We start from the raw sequence: 16,759 nt of genomic DNA on the forward strand, positions 1-16,759 counted from the left end.
ATACTGCTTTCGGCTTATGGGATACTTCGAACGTTTGAACTGCGGCTTCTCATGGAAGCTTGACTTCAAGCTCGGTTCGATAGACGGATGAGATTCCATCGGTATCTTCGAATTCGAATACGACAGAATCGGCGAAATCACCGTCATGGTCTTCCCATTTCATCTGCAAAGGCATCGGTGCGTGCCCTACCGGCATCCATCTGGCGGTTGCTTTGTACTTGCCGATTGGTATATCTTTTAGACCGGCGCCACCCGGCACGGGGCCGCCGCGCTTCTTTATCGTTTGGCCTGCGCTGCTGTCAAGCAGCGGGCCGACGGGCGTGAGCGTAAATTCATGATTCTGAGGCGGGGACGAAGATGACGAATCGGCCGGGCCACATTTTGATTGCGTTAAACTTTAGTCCAAGCATCATGGTTAATTTATTAATAAACTAAAATATATCCAACCTTATGGGAACCCGTCTTGGGAAGGGGGAAAGCAATGATATCCGTGATTTGCTGTACGAAGAGGGAGGAATTCATTGATAATATCTTTGAAAACTATTTGAAACAAAGAGTTCAAAGAAAGGAATTAATTATTATTTTGAATCATGAAAAAATGAATATAGAAAAATGGAGAGAAAAATCCAGACCCTATAAAAATATTTCAGTATATGAGATGTATAATCATACGTTAGGTGAATGCCTGAACTTTGGGGTTAGATTGAGCAAGTATGATACTTTCGCGAAGTTAGATGATGACGATTACTATTCGCCCAATTATCTAAAGAATCAGATCCATGCGATGAGAAAGTGGAATGCGGATATCGTATGTAAAAAAACTGTTTACATGTACTTTAAAGATAAAGATAAGTTTGCCTTGCATTTGGCTTATGATAATAGAAATACTTTTTTAAACCAACCTCCTTGGGGAGTGAAGGGATCCACGTTAGTCATTAAGAAAAGTGTATGGCAAATAGTGAAATTCCTAGATGTTAACATAAGCGAGGACTTTGAATTTTTAAAAAAATGCAAAAGTCATAACTATAAGATATTTATTACGAATGAACATGACTATATTTGCCTGCGGCGGTCCGAGAATAATCATACTTGGAAAATAAGCAATCAATTATTACTCGAGCATTCTAAAGCGAAAAGTAAAAGCTTTGGTCCTCCTAAGAGATTCATCGCAAGTAAAAACAAGATCGCAGTTAAGGCTGGTAAAATGTTTCATCATTTAAGAACTCCGAGTAAGCACATCGCGTTAACTTTTGATGACGGTCCAGACCCGAGACATACGCCATTGATCTTAGACTTATTGAAACAATTTGGCGCGAAGGCAACCTTTTTTGTGGTAGGCAAGCAGGTTGCAAAATATCCTGAACTTGCACAAAGAATCGTTGCGGAAGGTCATGATATCGGCAATCACACTTACCATCATCCGAATTTGGCACAATTGAGTCCTAGTCAAATCTATCAAGAATTACTGGATACAGAGCAATTAATCCAACGTACAACCGGTAAAAAAACTCGCATTTTTCGCCCGCCATATTTATCCAAAAATAATCAAGTGCTGCAGATTGTAAATGAATTAGGGTATAAGACCATTATGTGCTCTGTCGATACTTTTGATTATAACCCGGTTGGCGTGAACGATATCATGAAAACGGTGATGTCTGCTTGTAATAAGGGGGAAATTGTTTTGCTCCACGATTCTGGCGGAGATCGGAGTCAAACGGTGAAAGCAGTCGGCATTATTCTTGAAAACCTTCAACATATAGGGTACCAATGTGTCAGCGTCTCCGAGTTGCTGGATATTCATAAGAAGTCTACGTGAATTTTAAAAAAGGCTCATCCTATTACTTTATGATGGGAAGCGCTTTTTTTATTTTGAAAATGCACATTGACTTGAAATAACCAAAAAAATCCCGCTTTTTCGGCGGGATTAGCTTCTTTATTGGATTCGGTTCACTTTTCGGTATTATTTTTCTTTATTATTTTCTTTAATTCCTTAATAATTAACCAACCCGATTTCGTAACCTTAAACACGGGCTCATATTCATTTCCCCAATCTTTTAGGACTTTTGTATAAACATAGCGCATCACCGTTTCAAACTTTTTGATATTTTCACGTTTGGTAATGTTGTTACTGTGTTTTCTAAGATTATAGAGATTCTTATCAACCCAGTGAAATCGACTAATGGCAATAAGCCTTAAGAGGAGGTTGCGATCTTCAGCATATCGTCCTTCATAAGGATCATCAGTTTTAAAGCCGCCAACTTGGCGCACGGTCACTGTACGGAAGAAACGGGGATAGAACATCTGATTATACAGGAGTAAATCATATTTATCTTGGAAAGATCGATGCTTCTGTACATGAATTTTCTTGAGTTCTCCATTTTTCTCTTGCCAAACCTTCGTGTTTCCATAGATGAGTGATGTGCTTTCAGGCTGTTTCTTCATTTCCTTCAGAAGCACTTCTAATGTATTCGGTATAATCCAATCATCGGAATCTACGATTACGAAGTAGGGAGTTCTAATCATATTTAAAGCTGTTTGTAAGGCCTTTGCGATTCCTTGATTACGAGGCAGTGTGACAAGTTGAATCCGTTTATCACTGCGAAATGGTTTGATAACTTGAACGCTGTTATCCGTTGAACCATCGTCGATAACAATCATCTTCCAGTCTTTATAAGTTTGTTCTTGTACACTTTTGATGGCGTTCTCTATATATTTTTCTCGATTATAAACAGGAATGACGACAGTCACTTCTGCTTTTTGCATGAAGGATTCATCCTTTCTTTGCGAGTCTTCATAACCAGATCAGGATGTGTTAGTTGATTCGCTTAACTCCTTCTTTCTTAGGTTTTAGTTTTTTGATATATAACCAGCCATCTTCTGCTATGGCAAAAACCGGCTCATATTCGTCTCCCCATTGCTTTAATATCTTGGTGAATATATATTTCTTAGCTTCCTTAAAATACTTTCGGTTTTCACGACGAGTGGTGTTGCCTTCATGGGTGAGAACATTATAAAGAGTCTTATCAATCCAATGAAAATTGCTTATGCCAATTAGCTTTAGCAGCAGGTAGCGGTCTTCATCAAAACGTCCCCCATGTGGATCATCATTCGCAAACCCGCCAACTCGTCTTACCGTAGCTGTACGCATACAACGGGGATAAATCGCAGGACCATAACGAAGGAAATCATATTTATCTTGAAAGGAGCGGTTTTTAAGAAGATAGACTTTACTTGTTTTGTCAACACGTTCTTTCCAGACGTTGGAGTTCGCGCAAATAAGTGAGGTTGTTTCTGGTTGTTTGTCCATCTCTTTGACTAGTACTTTTAAAGTGTCAGGTTCGAACCAATCATCAGAATCTAGAATGACAAAATAGGGGGTCTGTATCTCCTTTAATGCCGATTGCAAAGCTTTTCCCGTTCCGCGATTTTTTTCATATTGAATATGCCGAATTCGTTTTTCGTCTGTGAATCGTTTAATAATTTCACCTGTTTTATCCGTAGAGCCATCATTGATAATAATCATTTGCCATTGTGTATAGGTTTGTTTCAAAACACTGTTGAGCGCCTTTTCGATATATTTTTCTCGATTATAGACAGGGATGACGACGGTTATTTGACTCGTACTCATCGATATCATTTCCCTTCTTGTGGTCAATTCCTTGAAAAAATCTGCTCGTTTCTAGTCTTATATGCATGTTCATCTTCACTTCAGAGTTTTGTCTAAAGTGTAGCCAGTATCTATCATGAATAGAGATAAAGTTGCCAATAGCATCAATGGCGATTAAACCTACTAGCAGTAGAAAACTATTGCTTTATTATATGAGGAGATTATGCCTCCCGAACCGTGGCAGTCGTGCAATTTTTCGAAACAAAGAACCTCGGAATAGCAGTCGGCATATGCATGCTACACAAAAAAAAGAAAGACAGGGACGAATTCTCGCCGAACTCGGATTCAATTCATTCATTAAAAAGGTCGAATAGAATCATAATGATTCTGTTCGACTTTTTTCTAAGTAAATCCCTTTGCATGTACATACAAGTTGAGCGAATGATATAATATCAGCATGTACAATATTTACTCGTATGGAGTGAATATTCCTATGGATAAGATGATCTCCCCAAGCACATTATTCTTAATAAGAAACTAAAGCCTGGACAGACATTCAAGCCTGAGCTAATCATCCGCGACTCAACAGCCCTCTAACAGGAGCATTTTATAAAAAAGGTGTGGCTAAACTTGTACGTACAAGTTATAATGAAGCTAGTCGTATGAAAGGTTCCCCAGGACACAAGAGTGGGGGCGAGCTATTTTAGCATAAGGAGTGTGTCGTTCTTGCTAGAAGATTTGAAACAAGCTGTTTTGGAAGCGAACTTGGAACTGCCTAAATATGGCCTCGTTACTTTCACTTGGGGAAATGTAAGCGGTATCGATCGCGCCTCTGGACTCGTCGTTATTAAGCCAAGCGGTGTACCTTACGAAGCACTTAAACGGGATGATATGGTTGTCGTAGACCTGGAAGGTCATATTGTGGAAGGCCGACTGAAGCCATCGTCCGATACGCCGACGCACCTCGTGCTGTACAAGGCGTTTGGGACGATCGGCGGGATCGTCCATACCCATTCTCCGTGGGCGACTAGCTGGGCGCAGGCGGGGCGCGCCATACCGGCGCTAGGCACGACGCATGCCGACTATTATTATGGTACGATTCCGTGTACACGAGATATGACTGAGGAGGAAATTAAAGGCGCGTACGAACTGGAAACTGGCAATGTTATTGCCGAGACGTTCCGTGGGCTAGACCCGACAATGGTACCAGGTGTGCTTGTAAAGAGCCATGCTCCTTTCAATTGGGGTAAGGATCCGCACGATGCCGTCCATAATGCAGTCGTATTAGAGGAAGTGGCAAAAATCGCCTTACATACGCTTCAGTTGCAATCGGGCATCGATTCCATGGATCAGGCATTGCTCGATAAGCATTTCCTGCGTAAGCATGGAAAGAATGCTTATTACGGTCAAATTGGAAATGATAATGGTACTACCGCAGATTTGTCTCGGCATTAACCGAAGGCTATAAGATCGGCGTCGATCTGACTGGCTACAGCATGCTAATTTCTTAGGCGTTCACAACGTCAGAAGATGGCTAGATTTAGATTGATACAAAATGTATCTAAATTGCTATTCATTTATAATTATTAGTCATGATCTTCAGGAGGGATTTCAATGTTCGATATGACAAAACACCAATTCTGGTTTGTAACCGGCAGCCAACACTTGTACGGACCTGAGACGATTGAAGAAGTTGCTTCCCATTCTCAGGAAATGGTCGCTGGTCTTAATGCAAGCGGTAATCTGCCTTGTTCCGTCGTATTCAAGCCGGTGCTCACGACACCAGACGACATTCGCCGTCTATGTATCGAGGCCAATTCAGATGAATCCTGTGCCGGTCTGATCACTTGGATGCATACGTTTTCACCCGCAAAAATGTGGATTGCAGGCCTGAGCGAACTGCGTAAGCCGCTTCTGCACCTGCATACGCAGTACAATCGCGACATTCCGTGGGACAGCATCGATATGGACTTCATGAATACGAACCAAGCAGCGCACGGCGACCGCGAGTACGGTTTTATCGGTGCCCGCATGGGCCTGTCCCGCAAAATCGTTGTTGGCTACTGGGCACACACCGACGTACAAAACCGTATCGGCTCTTGGATGCGCACGGCTGTCGCTTTGCAGGAAGGACGCCGTTTAAAGGTAGCTCGTTTTGGTGATAACATGCGCCAAGTTGCTGTAACCGAAGGCGATAAAGTGGAAGCGCAAATCAAGTTCGGCTGGTCGATTAACGGCTATGGCGTCGGGGATTTGGTGGCACGGGTGAATGATGTGTCGGAAGCTGAAATCAATGCCTTGATGGATGAGTATGATACGCTTTACGACATTGCACCTGAAGGTCGCCAGTCCGGAGCTGTGCGTGACGCGATTCGTTATCAGGCTCGCATTGAGCTTGGACTCAAGGCGTTCCTGGTTGAGGGCGGCTTTGGAGCATTCACCACTTCGTTCGAAGATCTCCATGGTTTGCAGCAGCTACCGGGCCTCGCTGTACAGCGTCTCATGGGCGCAGGTTACGGCTTTGGCGGCGAAGGCGACTGGAAGACGTCGGCGTTTACCCGCATTATGAAGTTGATTGCAGGGAACGAAGGTACGTCGTTTATGGAAGATTATACCTATCACTTTGAACCAGGCCGCGAGCTGGTGCTTGGCTCACATATGCTGGAGATTTGTCCAACGATAGCAGCTAACAAGGCGCGGATCGAAGTGCATCCGCTAGGCATCGGCGGCAAAGCCGACCCAGCCCGTCTCGTGTTCGACGGTCAAGCTGGTCCTGCGCTCAACGCTACTGTCATTGATCTGGGCAATCGCTTCCGCTTGCTCATCAATACGGTTGACGCCGTTTCGGCGCCTCAACCGATGCCGAAGCTGCCGGTTGCCCGCGTTCTATGGCAAGCGCATCCTTCCCTTCAGGAGTCGGCTGAGGCTTGGATCCTGTCCGGTGGCGCGCACCATACGGTGTTCTCCAATAAAGTATCGGTGGAGCAACTGATCGATTGGGCCGATATGGTCGGCATCGAATATGTGCTCATCGACCGTAACACGAATGTGCAGCAGTTGCGTCGTGAGCTGCAGTGGAGCGATATCGCCTGGAAGCTGAGATAAGCGAAGATATTGGGAAAACGGCCCTTCTCTCATTTTAGATGGGGGCGGGGCCGTACCTCTTACACCATAAATGATGGAGGGACATTACATGCGTATTGATGGTAGAGATGCCATTCAGAATGGCAAGACCGTACTTGGTATTGAGCTTGGTTCTACCCGAATCAAAGCGGTTCTCATTGGCGAAGATCACTTGCCCCTTGCAGCTGGAAGCCATGATTGGGAGAACAGCTATGTAAACCACATTTGGACCTACAGCTTGGAAGATATTTGGAAAGGTGTGCAGATCAGCTATCAAAAGATGGCCGCAGAGGTGAAGGAGCTGTACGGTGTATCTTTACAAACCATCGGAGCCATTGGCTTCAGCGGTATGATGCACGGCTATATGGCATTTAATAAGGATGGCGAACTGCTGGTTCCATTCCGTACGTGGCGGAACAATATTACTGAACAGGCTTCCAAGGTACTTACGGAATTGTTCCAATATCAAATTCCCCAACGATGGAGCATAGCTCATCTCTATCAAGCCATTTTGAATCAGGAAGAGCATATTGCTCGTATTCATTTCCAAACAACCTTGGCTGGCTATATCCATTGGAAACTAACTGGGCAAAAGGTGCTGGGCGTTGGGGAAGCATCCGGTGTATTCCCGATTGATTTGGATTCGAAAAGCTACAACGCCACCATGATCAATCAATTCAATGAATTGATTGCATCCCAAGACTTACCGTGGAAATTAGAAGATATTTTGCCCCGAGTTTTAGTAGCAGGTGAAAGCGCTTGCGTACTCACGGAGGAAGGTGCCAAGCTTTTGGACGTGACCGGTGAGCTGAAAGCCGGTATTCCGCTCTGTCCACCGGAGGGAGATGCTGGAACCGGCATGGTTGCAACGAACAGTGTGGCTAAGCGTACGGGTAACGTATCTGCCGGAACATCCGTTTTTGCGATGGTTGTACTCGAAAAAGAACTGTCCAAAGTGTATACCGAGATCGACCTCGTCACTACGCCTACCGGCAATCTGGTTGCCATGGCGCATTCCAATAATTGCTCGTCCGACCTAAATGCATGGATAGGTCTGTTTGACGAGTTTGCCAAAGTCATGGGCCTTGATGCAAGTGCCAACCAATTATATGGCACACTGTTTAACTTGGCGCTTCAAGGGGATCCGGACTGCGGCGGTCTATTGGCCTACGGCTACCTCTCAGGGGAGCACATGACTCATTTCGAAGAAGGCCGTCCATTGTTTGTACGGTCATCGAATAGTAACTTTAATTTAGCCAATTTCATGAGGGTTCATTTGTTTACAGCACTGGGTGCGCTAAAAATTGGAATGGATATCCTGCTCAAACAAGAAGGCGTTCAACTGGATGAAATCTTGGGTCATGGCGGCTTTTTCAAGACCGAAGGTGTCGGGCAGCGTATAATGGCTGCTGCTTTGAACGTTCCGGTTTCAGTTATGGAAACTGCCGGGGAAGGCGGAGCATGGGGAATCGCATTATTAGCCTCCTACATGATCAACAAGGCAGAGGACGAAACATTAGAGGACTATTTGAGTCAGAAGGTATTCGCAGATAAAGTGGGCAAGACAATTTCTCCTCAACTCAAGGACGTGGAAGGTTTCGAAGCGTTCATGTCAAGGTATGTTAAGGGACTTGCAATTGAGAAAGCAGCTGTCGAGCATCTCCAGTGACAACCATGATTTGCCGAGCGATTCGGCGGAAGTATTTGGCTATGAATGAAGCCCTTTCCCCGAATGACATTTCAGCATTTTAATGCATAATGAGATATTTAGTAATTCTTGGACTTCAGTTGTAAGGTTACGGACCTTCCGCGGCAGATCGCTGAACTTCCTCAAATACGTTGCTTAATGACTACTTCACGAGGCTGCCTTTTGAAATTAAGGGGCATGTTGCAGGAAAGCGGGCACTTCCATATTGACCAAGGATTTATCGACAGGTAGGGGCCTTAATCATGACAAATTCGTTTTGCTTATGGATAAAACAACATCTCCATAGCAATAATAGTGGGAAAACGTGGGTTTTTCGTATTTCTTCAGCCCGCAACTCGAAGAACGAAGGGGCATTGGTCACACCTTGAACGAATCCCTAGAGATAATAATAAGAACGATCCTTGCCTATTTATGGCTATGGTTGTATACGAAGTTGATCGGCATGCGCCTGATTGCGCAGAACTCATACCATTTGTTCGTGCTTACGATGATGATCGGGACGATCGGCGGTAATATGGCATTCAATCTCAAGATCAGCTTGATGAATTTCATCTTGAGCATGTTCGTCATCAGTGTAATCGGGTATGCGTTGATGAGAATATCGTTGAACAGCAAGAAGGTCGACGCCGCTATTTCAGGAGAGCCGATAGTGATTATTAAGGACGGCGAACTGTTGCAGGAGCAGATGAAGAAGTACAAATACTCGATGGAAGCATTAAAGCAAGGCCTGAGAGGGAAGGATATTTTCGAAATCGAGCAGGTCGAGTTCGCAGTCCTGGAACTAAACGGAACGCTTTCGGTACTCAAGAAAAGGAAATACCGAAACGTCACTTGGCAGGATCTTGAAAAAATAATGAAATAGCCGTTGTATGGAGTCAGAACATAAATGAAACTGTTATGGCCAGTCCCCTCGCCTTTTCCGGCAGGGGACTGTTTTAATTTTTTGAATCGACAAAGTCCTTGGTAATGGATGAGTGTCATGACCCAGGCATGACCTCTATTGAGCTTTACTCTGTAATCATCGTACATATGAAGCGCAATAGAAAACACTTCTTGGAGTGGTTTAAATCTGGTATATAATGGTTGCTGAAAATTAAAGGATTTCTATTTTTTTGTAAAGAATTATTAACACTAAATTTGTTTCAGAAATGGAAAATAAGGAAGCGTTTAAAAGGATGTCACTTCGCCGAAGATTCATGCTCTATGTTGGAATTGCCTTCTTGATATTGGTAGGAATTCTGTACTTCATTTCGGATAGAACGATGCTTCGCAATTACAACATGATGGAGAAGCAGTATTCCATTGAGGGATTGAAAAGGGCTGTGCTTGCCTTCTCTGACGAATATACAAACCTCGGGGCTATGACAATTAATTATTCAGGATGGGACGATACCTATCATTTTATGGAAAGGGAATCCATCCCCGACCCCAATGATCCCTATTTTTTGAATAATTATGCAGACTCGCTTTTTTCCTCGAGTCGGCTTAACTATGTGCTATTGTTGAATAATCAGAAGCAAATTTATTATGCGAAGGGATATGATTACATTCATAAGTGGCGTATGCCATTTCCGGATTCCTATATAGAAGCCTTACAGACTCAATATGCTTCGTTCCTGGTCCATACGCAGAGCACCTCCCGCAAAGAGGGCTTAGTGGTGATCGAAAATAAGCCTATGATTGCTGCTTCATATCCAATCTTAACAAGTAATAATTTAGGCCCCATTCATGGGACTCTGCTTTTTGCCCGATTTCTGGACGATAATTTTATTGAATATATATCTAAGAAAGCGGACATTCCGCTAAACTACGAGGTCGTGGACGCAAATTTTGCAATTCCCCCATCAAGCTCCACCATGAGTATCCGTCAGAATACGAGCATTCCATACTGGATGGTGAATGAGGGGGATGTAATCAAGAGCTATGCGTTAATTCGTGACATCAATCAAAAGCCAGCTGTATTGCTGGAATATATAATCCCTCGAGATATTTCTAAGCAAGGGCGAAAGAATACACAGCTTTTTATCATTTTCCTTATCCTATCTGGAATAGCAATCTCTTTAATTGCGATATCGCTCCTGGAGAGAACTATATTCACTAGATTGAATCGTGTCATTGCAGGAATGAAAGAAATTGAAAAAGCCAAGGATTTCTCAATTCGAATTCCGGTGACGGGAAATGATGAAATTACACAGCTTGAGAAATCCCTGAATCATATGATGTCTTCCCTGGACTATGCGCAAGCAGAGATTCATTATCAAGCTCATCATGATACATTAACGGGATTGGCGAACCGCAAAGCTTTCTACCTTCAGCTCGAACGTATGATTGAAACCTGTAAGAAAACGGCAGAGCGAATTGCTGTCTTATTCATTGATTTGGATGGCTTTAAAACGATCAATGACACGCTGGGGCATCATGCAGGAGATTTGCTTTTGCTTGAGGTTACGCAGCGATTGAAAGCTTGCGTCAAAGAAACCGAAATGGTATGCCGGCTGGGCGGGGATGAGTTTTGTATTATTGCTGATTCCCCACACATCGAGAAGCTGGCGATTTGCTTGAAGGATCATCTGCATACACCCTTCGACATACAAGGCAATCCTGTTGTAATCTCAGCTAGCATCGGGATTAGTCTATATCCCGATCATGGGACCACAGCGGAGCAATTACTGCATAAATCCGATACAGCCATGCTGGATGTGAAGGAATCCGGGAAAAATAATTATCAATGGTACACGCCGGCCATCGAAACGGCACGAACCCGCCGTTCATTGATTGAGCGATTGCTAAAAAGCGCATTGGATCAAGGAGAATTCCGACTCGTCTACCAACCGAAATGGGAGCTAAGGCGAAACGAAGTGACTGGGGTAGAGGCGTTGATTCGCTGGAATAATGCGATTCTAGGCGATGTGTCGCCAGCGGAATTTATCCCGATTGTAGAGTCTTCTGGGATGATTCATGAAGTTGGCGAATGGATTATGCACGAGGTTTGCCGTCAGTTCAAGATATGGCAGAAAGAAAATCTTTCGATCCGTGTAGCCATTAATATATCCGGAGCTCAACTGCTTCATCCCCAATTTTTGGATCATATCCAAAAGGTGTTTGAAGAAGAGAAGGTAGAGCCGTTCCATTTTGAACTGGAGGTCACGGAGAGTGTCGCTATCGAAAAGGTAGAACGAGTAATCGATGTGTTTTGCAGACTAAGATCTGCGGGCTTTCTCATTTCTCTGGATGACTTTGGAGCGGGATATTCCTCGATGAAATATTTAAGCCAGCTGCCTGTGCAATGCATGAAATTGGATAAAACGTTGATTGATCATGTAAGCTATGATGAACGCAGTCAAGTGATCGTATCCACGCTCATCCAAATGTCGCATCAACTAGGATTGACAGTCATCGCTGAGGGTGTCGAGCTGCAGGAACAGCTCCAACAGCTGCAAGCCTACAACTGTGATCAGATTCAGGGCTATCTAATCAGCAGACCGCTAGCGGCGGATGATTTGATGACGAGGCTGGCTGAAATACGAAGTGGAAGCAAATAACAAGACATGTCTTATGGTATGATATGAAATTCTCCCGACTCTTATAATTTGAGTTCGGGATTTTTTGCATCTAGGACAAGGGCTTTTTCCTATTTTCGGAAGCACAAATAAGAAGCCATGTAATCATTTTTTTGAAGCGTCTGTAAAATGGGGAATGGAACTGGATCCCCTATGCTCCTCAATGGCCTTTTCTCGCTGATGATAAACTGGATGGCCTAACGGAAAAATACCAAACACAGAATCGACGGGACATCATAAAGGTCACCATTAGCGTGATCCATGTCCAGTACCAATTCCAATGTACATATCTAATCAGCTCCGTATACTTTTCGATCACTACCTCCATTACGGTCATTACCGTACAGTATAGGATGTAATAGCCTCCTCGAAAGAGCAAGCTTCGTTTAGCCGGATAGTAAGCATTGAACATTCCGCATACCGCCGGGTATGCCATAAATTCAAACGTGAAGCTGGACCTATTGACATCCGAAAAGAAACGCACGGGATATTCGATCCAGCCACGTTCGACTACAATTAGTCCCACGACCCAAGTCACCATTTGTTTAAAAAAGAAGACGATTTGCGACACGCATCTTTTGTCACGCGGCACGAAAATCAACATCAAGACGGAAATAACCCACACGCCGTACAATATTGTATATTCCCATTTCATGAGAATTCCCCTAACTTATTAAATCGTTTCAGAAACCATTCACTGTATAAATCGGCGAGTATAAAGGTTACCAAAAAATCAAGCCATGACCAGTACCATGCATATCGATCATAGCTGATCAGGTGCGTAAAGTTAACGAGAAAAAGGTCGATCCCCGTAAGACAGGTTACCCAGAGCATTAATGCTGAAATCTTAAAAAGAGTACCCCTAGCTTTAGGTTTATTAATGAAATATAAACCGCAAGCGTAGGGATACATGAAAAACTCTGATGTTACCAGCAGATCTGTGGCTTTAGGAAACTCTCTGACCGGAAACGAAATCAACCCGAACTGCACTTGCATCATGGAATCGAACCATGTTAAGCATTGACAAGCCAGGAATGCTACAAAGGCTTCACGTCGTTTGGCTGCTGGTATAAAGAAAAGAATTGTAATTCCTAGAATCCATATTACCGCAAGTGTCGCACGATCGACGTTCATTAGATACCTCAGCAAATGTTTCCATTAGTTTACCCAAAACATTTGGGAATTATTTGGGTCCGGACGCCTGTCTAGGCTCAAAAAACTTCGACTGAATTTATGATGTCCCCTGTTCATCCCGAATTTTCCGGTATTCCTTAGGAGTAATTTTTCGATGCTTCTTAAAGGATTGAATAAAGTGATTGACATGATTAAAACCAACTTTTGCAGCTATTTCATTAATTGTAAACACGGTCGTACCTAATAACTCACAGCTCCTTTTGATCCGATATTTAATCAAGTAATCGTAAGGCGTCATTTGGATGCTTTTTTTAAAGCTGCGAGTGCATTCCGAAATACTAAGATGGGCAACGTCTGCGATTTCCTTCAAAGCAATCGGGTTCATATAGTTTTGATGTATAAAGCTAAGCATGAGTTGTAATCGTTCTTGCTGAAGCCTGTTCTGTTTAGAGGCTTCCTCGGAGGATAGCGAAATGTTGGCTATTAGAAGCAACCATAACTGAACCGTGTGGATGGAGATCTCATACTGCCATTTCCATGTTTCTTTCCTTTCGAATTTCTTTTTCATCTCCCACAGAATGTGCAGGATTTGCTTTTGCCACTCCAAGTCTCCTTCGATTAGCAAGGCAAAGAGAGAGGAATTCGTATAAGGATGAACATGTTTTTTTTCCATGGAGCTATTTGAATAGAAGGCGAGCAATTTCTCAGGAAAATTAAAGCTCACGTATTCTCCGTCATGGGTAAGGTACGTAACGATGTGCAAAACACTTTTATTGATAAAGATGGCTTGGCCTGCTCCTAAAAAGTAATCCATTCCGTTAATTCGTATATTAAGTTTTCCTTTCGTCACTAAGGTCATTTGTAACTCTTCGTGCCAATGAAGATCGTTAACTCCTCGTCCTTCCGGAATGGAACCCCGATTCGTATGCGTGTACATGATATAAGGGAAGTCTTCATCTGGGTACTGAATAGCTTCAAAAAATTGTTTTTTCAAACGTCATTCTCCTTTTATGACGATATTTCAATATAAAATAGTGAAATACTTGCACTAAATCATCTGAATGAATGATATTATTATATCCAGATTCGGCATCACTTTACCAATCTGTGCACAGGTAATCGTCGAACGACTGGGAGGAACTATGGTTAAATTAAGTAAAGCAATTTTGCCTTCACATCCTTATTTTCTGTTGTTTGTCAGTATTCTTTCCGTTTCGATCTCCTCGATTCTGATTAAGCTTTCGGATACGCCAACTTCTGTGGCAGGGATGTACAGATTGTTATTTTCCGTCATCATTATGTTTGCTTTTGTCCCATGGAGATTAATGGTCCGCACTTCCTTGCATATGCGAATAAAAGACTGGGGCATCGTTGGGGGAGCCGGATTATTACTAGGCATGCATTTTTTATTCTGGATGGAATCCTTGGTGTACACCTCCGTGGCTAGCTCCATGGTTATTTTGTCGTTGCAACCGTTGTTCGTTATGATCGGCTCCTACTATTTTTTCAAAGAAAAGACGAATTGGTTATCCATAGTTTGCTTAATAGGGGCGCTAGTCGGTACCATTTGCATAGCATGGGGGGACATTGGCGTTTCGAACAAAGCGTTAGTTGGAGACAGCTTATCTTTACTAGGTACGCTCTTCGTTTCTGCCTATTTCTTGGTCGGGCAAAAGGTAAGTGGCAAAATCGATGCAAATGTGTACAGCATCATTGTTTTTTTTATCGGCGGAATCGTTATGCTCATCTATAGTGTGATAAACAACAGCTCTTTGGTGAAATACGACCCTTCGGATTGGATTTATTTCTTGCTGCTTGCGATCATCCCGACAATTTTCGGACAGTACATCTTTAATCGATTATTGCGATCAATCGGGGCGACCTCCGTCTCGGTAGGCATCATCGGAGAACCCATACTCGCTACTATGCTAGCCTATTTCTTATTAGGAGAAACGATTTCTGTACTTCAGTTCATAGGTGGGCTAGTAACGCTAATCGGAATGGGAATGTACTTTTGGTCAAAGGCTTTTATGAGGGGGCGGAAAGTTAGCAACTATTGATGATTTAGCGGGATTCAAATCAGATGTATGAGTTCTAGGGGGAATCCTGGGAAAGGGAGATGTTGTTCTCTTGAAACCGGATTTTGAAATATCTAATGGTACGCCTATCGAGTGAAAGTGGGAGGTTTTTTTGGATTTTAATTTTGCTGATAATCTGCCGTCAGTATAATCTGACAGTATGAGGGGAAAATCAGAAGGAAAACATAGACAGGAAGGGAGGATAAGTAACATTGGTAGCCGTCATTTTTCTAATGTTTGCTTGGTTCTGTATCCTCGTCCAGTTTACTCTCTCGAATAAATTGCCGCTGATTGTCAACTTCCTTTTGTTTATGGCAATTGAAATTATTCTAACAAACAAACTAACCATTATCGGTTTCGATTTAGAGCTATTTCGAATCAATACGAATAGCATCCCTCACTTTCTGTCCTTGATCCTACACAATGACTTTACCGTTACGTTTGTTCTCCTTACCTATGCCAACGTATTCCTAACTACCTCAAAAGCCAGTGTCCGCTGGGGAATATCGATGTATACATTTCTCTTCCAGATATTCATCGGATCGATGCTTCGATGGAACAACGTACTTAATGATAATGGCTGGAACTTCTTTATGGAATCGTCCATGATCTTAATTGTAATGATATGTACTTTACTTTTAGGGCGTCTTTTTCTTCAGATGGCATCTAAGGAAGGCTGGATACGTTGATGGAAAATATCATTTATGACAATCATTTTAATGCGAATGAGTGGTTTGTCATCGGAATCATTGTGCTTGGACTGGTGCCTATTTGGTTGTTTCCTCGTCCATTCTCACCTTCTCAAATAACCTTTAATATGCTTATTGGCATCACTTTCGCACTCATTTTTGATCATACAATCGCAGTACCACCATTTGACCTCTATGATACAGGAAATCAATCGAAATTTGAGCTATTTGACTTGTTTTCGTATATCATGTATGGACCATACGGGTATTGGTTTATTTATTGGTATGAACGCGCAAGGATGTACGAATTTATGACCATCGTTTATATTCTTGTATGGGCAGGAATGGCAATCGGGCTAGAATGGATGGGTGTAAAGACTGGAGAATTCCATTATAAGCACGGCTATCAATTGATGTATTCCTGTCCTATTTACTTGTTGCTAATGAGTATTCATCTGAAAATGTATCGTATGGCGTTCGCACCTGATCGGTGGAAAAGGAAATAAAGGTAATTGGTGAAGGTTGCTTGTATGTGTGGGAGAATTCATCCGAGCTTGCCGATAATTGTTCCGTTGCGGCTGAGGTTTCTTGAAGAGCGGCTACCTCTTGAATAAACTGATGAATTTCCCGGAAAGATTCATTCGTAGCTGTAACAAGTTGAACACCCTCCAGCAGCTCCGTTTTGGATTTATTCATCGAATCCACAAGGTGTGATGTATCCGATTGAATGAGTGTAATAATATCTGAAATATTTTTCGCCGAATCCGCAGACTGTTCAGCCAGCTTGCGAACTTCTCCGGCCACTACTGCTAAGCCGCGGCCTCCTCGCTAGGATTCAGCCCAAGCGCTGATTTTCCATT

General features: G+C 43.0%; 14 protein-coding genes and 2 pseudogenes. 9 read left to right on the forward strand and 7 right to left on the reverse strand.

Annotation, left to right across the window (positions count from 1 at the left end; translation table 11 throughout):
* Positions 1 to 49: 49 nt before the first annotated feature.
* Positions 50 to 259, reverse strand: coding sequence for a hypothetical protein (locus tag O9139_RS28255; protein WP_270885088.1), 210 nt, complete (start codon positions 257 to 259; stop codon positions 50 to 52).
* Positions 260 to 481: 222 nt separating this feature from the next.
* Here O9139_RS28255 and O9139_RS28260 point away from each other — a divergent pair, with 222 nt between their 5' ends.
* Positions 482 to 1,816: a polysaccharide deacetylase family protein gene (locus O9139_RS28260; RefSeq protein WP_270885089.1), complete on the forward strand. Its 1,335-nt coding sequence runs from the start codon at positions 482 to 484 to the stop codon at positions 1,814 to 1,816.
* Positions 1,817 to 1,947: 131 nt separating this feature from the next.
* Here the strand turns inward: O9139_RS28260 and O9139_RS28265 are convergent, their stop codons facing one another.
* Both O9139_RS28265 and O9139_RS28270 read right to left on the reverse strand, forming a co-directional pair.
* A complete protein-coding gene (locus O9139_RS28265; RefSeq protein ID WP_270885090.1) occupies positions 1,948 to 2,763 on the reverse strand; it encodes a glycosyltransferase family 2 protein in 816 nt (271 codons plus the stop codon).
* Between the two features lie 49 nt (positions 2,764 to 2,812).
* Complete coding sequence (locus tag O9139_RS28270) at positions 2,813 to 3,628, reverse strand: glycosyltransferase family 2 protein (protein WP_270885091.1); 816 nt, start codon at positions 3,626 to 3,628, stop codon at positions 2,813 to 2,815.
* A 705-nt stretch (positions 3,629 to 4,333) separates the two neighbouring features.
* Between O9139_RS28270 and araD the strand changes: the two genes are divergently transcribed.
* The 5 genes from araD to O9139_RS28295 all read left to right on the forward strand — a co-directional run bounded on the left by araD (position 4,334) and on the right by O9139_RS28295 (position 11,980).
* Positions 4,334 to 5,062: an L-ribulose-5-phosphate 4-epimerase gene (araD, locus tag O9139_RS28275; RefSeq protein ID WP_270885092.1), complete on the forward strand. Its 729-nt coding sequence runs from the start codon at positions 4,334 to 4,336 to the stop codon at positions 5,060 to 5,062.
* A 159-nt stretch (positions 5,063 to 5,221) separates the two neighbouring features.
* Positions 5,222 to 6,712 carry an L-arabinose isomerase gene (gene araA / locus O9139_RS28280; protein ID WP_270885093.1) on the forward strand — a complete coding sequence of 497 codons (1,491 nt, stop codon included), beginning with the start codon at positions 5,222 to 5,224 and terminating at the stop codon, positions 6,710 to 6,712.
* An 88-nt stretch (positions 6,713 to 6,800) separates the two neighbouring features.
* Positions 6,801 to 8,399 carry a xylulokinase gene (locus tag O9139_RS28285; RefSeq protein WP_270885094.1) on the forward strand — a complete coding sequence of 533 codons (1,599 nt, stop codon included), beginning with the start codon at positions 6,801 to 6,803 and terminating at the stop codon, positions 8,397 to 8,399.
* A gap of 403 nt (positions 8,400 to 8,802) precedes the next feature.
* Positions 8,803 to 9,300, forward strand: a complete 498-nt coding sequence (locus O9139_RS28290) for a DUF421 domain-containing protein (protein WP_270885095.1) — start codon at positions 8,803 to 8,805, stop codon at positions 9,298 to 9,300.
* Positions 9,301 to 9,613: 313 nt separating this feature from the next.
* A complete protein-coding gene (locus tag O9139_RS28295; RefSeq protein ID WP_270885096.1) occupies positions 9,614 to 11,980 on the forward strand; it encodes an EAL domain-containing protein in 2,367 nt (788 codons plus the stop codon).
* Positions 11,981 to 12,158: 178 nt separating this feature from the next.
* Here the strand turns inward: O9139_RS28295 and O9139_RS28300 are convergent, their stop codons facing one another.
* From O9139_RS28300 to O9139_RS28310, 3 genes are all read right to left on the reverse strand, one after another.
* Positions 12,159 to 12,653 carry a CBO0543 family protein gene (locus tag O9139_RS28300; RefSeq protein ID WP_270885097.1) on the reverse strand — a complete coding sequence of 165 codons (495 nt, stop codon included), beginning with the start codon at positions 12,651 to 12,653 and terminating at the stop codon, positions 12,159 to 12,161.
* Positions 12,650 to 13,132: a CBO0543 family protein gene (locus O9139_RS28305; RefSeq protein WP_270885098.1), complete on the reverse strand. Its 483-nt coding sequence runs from the start codon at positions 13,130 to 13,132 to the stop codon at positions 12,650 to 12,652. Before O9139_RS28305 ends, O9139_RS28300 begins: the two co-directional genes overlap by 4 nt.
* 97 nt (positions 13,133 to 13,229) lie before the next feature.
* Positions 13,230 to 14,126 carry an AraC family transcriptional regulator gene (locus O9139_RS28310; protein ID WP_270885099.1) on the reverse strand — a complete coding sequence of 299 codons (897 nt, stop codon included), beginning with the start codon at positions 14,124 to 14,126 and terminating at the stop codon, positions 13,230 to 13,232.
* A 148-nt stretch (positions 14,127 to 14,274) separates the two neighbouring features.
* On the opposite strand from O9139_RS28310, the gene O9139_RS28315 reads away from it, so the two are divergent.
* The 3 genes and pseudogenes from O9139_RS28315 to O9139_RS28325 all read left to right on the forward strand — a co-directional run bounded on the left by O9139_RS28315 (position 14,275) and on the right by O9139_RS28325 (position 16,405).
* On the forward strand, positions 14,275 to 15,192 hold the full coding sequence (locus tag O9139_RS28315; RefSeq protein WP_270885100.1) for a DMT family transporter: 918 nt from the start codon (positions 14,275 to 14,277) through the stop codon (positions 15,190 to 15,192).
* Positions 15,193 to 15,196: 4 nt separating this feature from the next.
* A pseudogene (locus tag O9139_RS28320) lies at positions 15,197 to 15,307 on the forward strand (tRNA-binding protein); the annotation flags it as partial.
* A gap of 591 nt (positions 15,308 to 15,898) precedes the next feature.
* The gene (locus O9139_RS28325; protein WP_270885101.1) at positions 15,899 to 16,405 is read left to right on the forward strand and encodes a hypothetical protein; all 507 of its coding nucleotides are present in this window, start codon (positions 15,899 to 15,901) and stop codon (positions 16,403 to 16,405) included.
* On the opposite strand, the pseudogene O9139_RS33490 reads toward O9139_RS28325, so the two are convergent.
* Positions 16,326 to 16,709, reverse strand: a pseudogene (locus O9139_RS33490) (methyl-accepting chemotaxis protein); the annotation flags it as partial. The gene O9139_RS28325 and the pseudogene O9139_RS33490 overlap by 80 nt on opposite strands.
* Positions 16,710 to 16,759 lie beyond the last annotated feature (50 nt).

This window comes from Paenibacillus aestuarii (assembly GCF_027789125.1).
Classification (GTDB): Bacteria; Bacillota; Bacilli; order Paenibacillales; family NBRC-103111; genus Paenibacillus_E; species Paenibacillus_E aestuarii.

Coding starts and splice junctions, on each gene's coding strand:
- O9139_RS28260 (WP_270885089.1), top strand. CDS start 482: ATGATATCCGTGATTTGCTGTACGAAGAGGGAGGAATTCATTGATAAT.
- O9139_RS28265 (WP_270885090.1), bottom strand. CDS start 2,763: ATGCAAAAAGCAGAAGTGACTGTCGTCATTCCTGTTTATAATCGAGAA.
- O9139_RS28270 (WP_270885091.1), bottom strand. CDS start 3,628: ATGAGTACGAGTCAAATAACCGTCGTCATCCCTGTCTATAATCGAGAA.
- araA (WP_270885093.1), top strand. CDS start 5,222: ATGTTCGATATGACAAAACACCAATTCTGGTTTGTAACCGGCAGCCAA.
- O9139_RS28285 (WP_270885094.1), top strand. CDS start 6,801: ATGCGTATTGATGGTAGAGATGCCATTCAGAATGGCAAGACCGTACTT.
- O9139_RS28295 (WP_270885096.1), top strand. CDS start 9,614: ATGTCACTTCGCCGAAGATTCATGCTCTATGTTGGAATTGCCTTCTTG.
- O9139_RS28300 (WP_270885097.1), bottom strand. CDS start 12,653: ATGAAATGGGAATATACAATATTGTACGGCGTGTGGGTTATTTCCGTC.
- O9139_RS28305 (WP_270885098.1), bottom strand. CDS start 13,132: ATGAACGTCGATCGTGCGACACTTGCGGTAATATGGATTCTAGGAATT.
- O9139_RS28315 (WP_270885100.1), top strand. CDS start 14,275: ATGGTTAAATTAAGTAAAGCAATTTTGCCTTCACATCCTTATTTTCTG.
- O9139_RS28325 (WP_270885101.1), top strand. CDS start 15,899: ATGGAAAATATCATTTATGACAATCATTTTAATGCGAATGAGTGGTTT.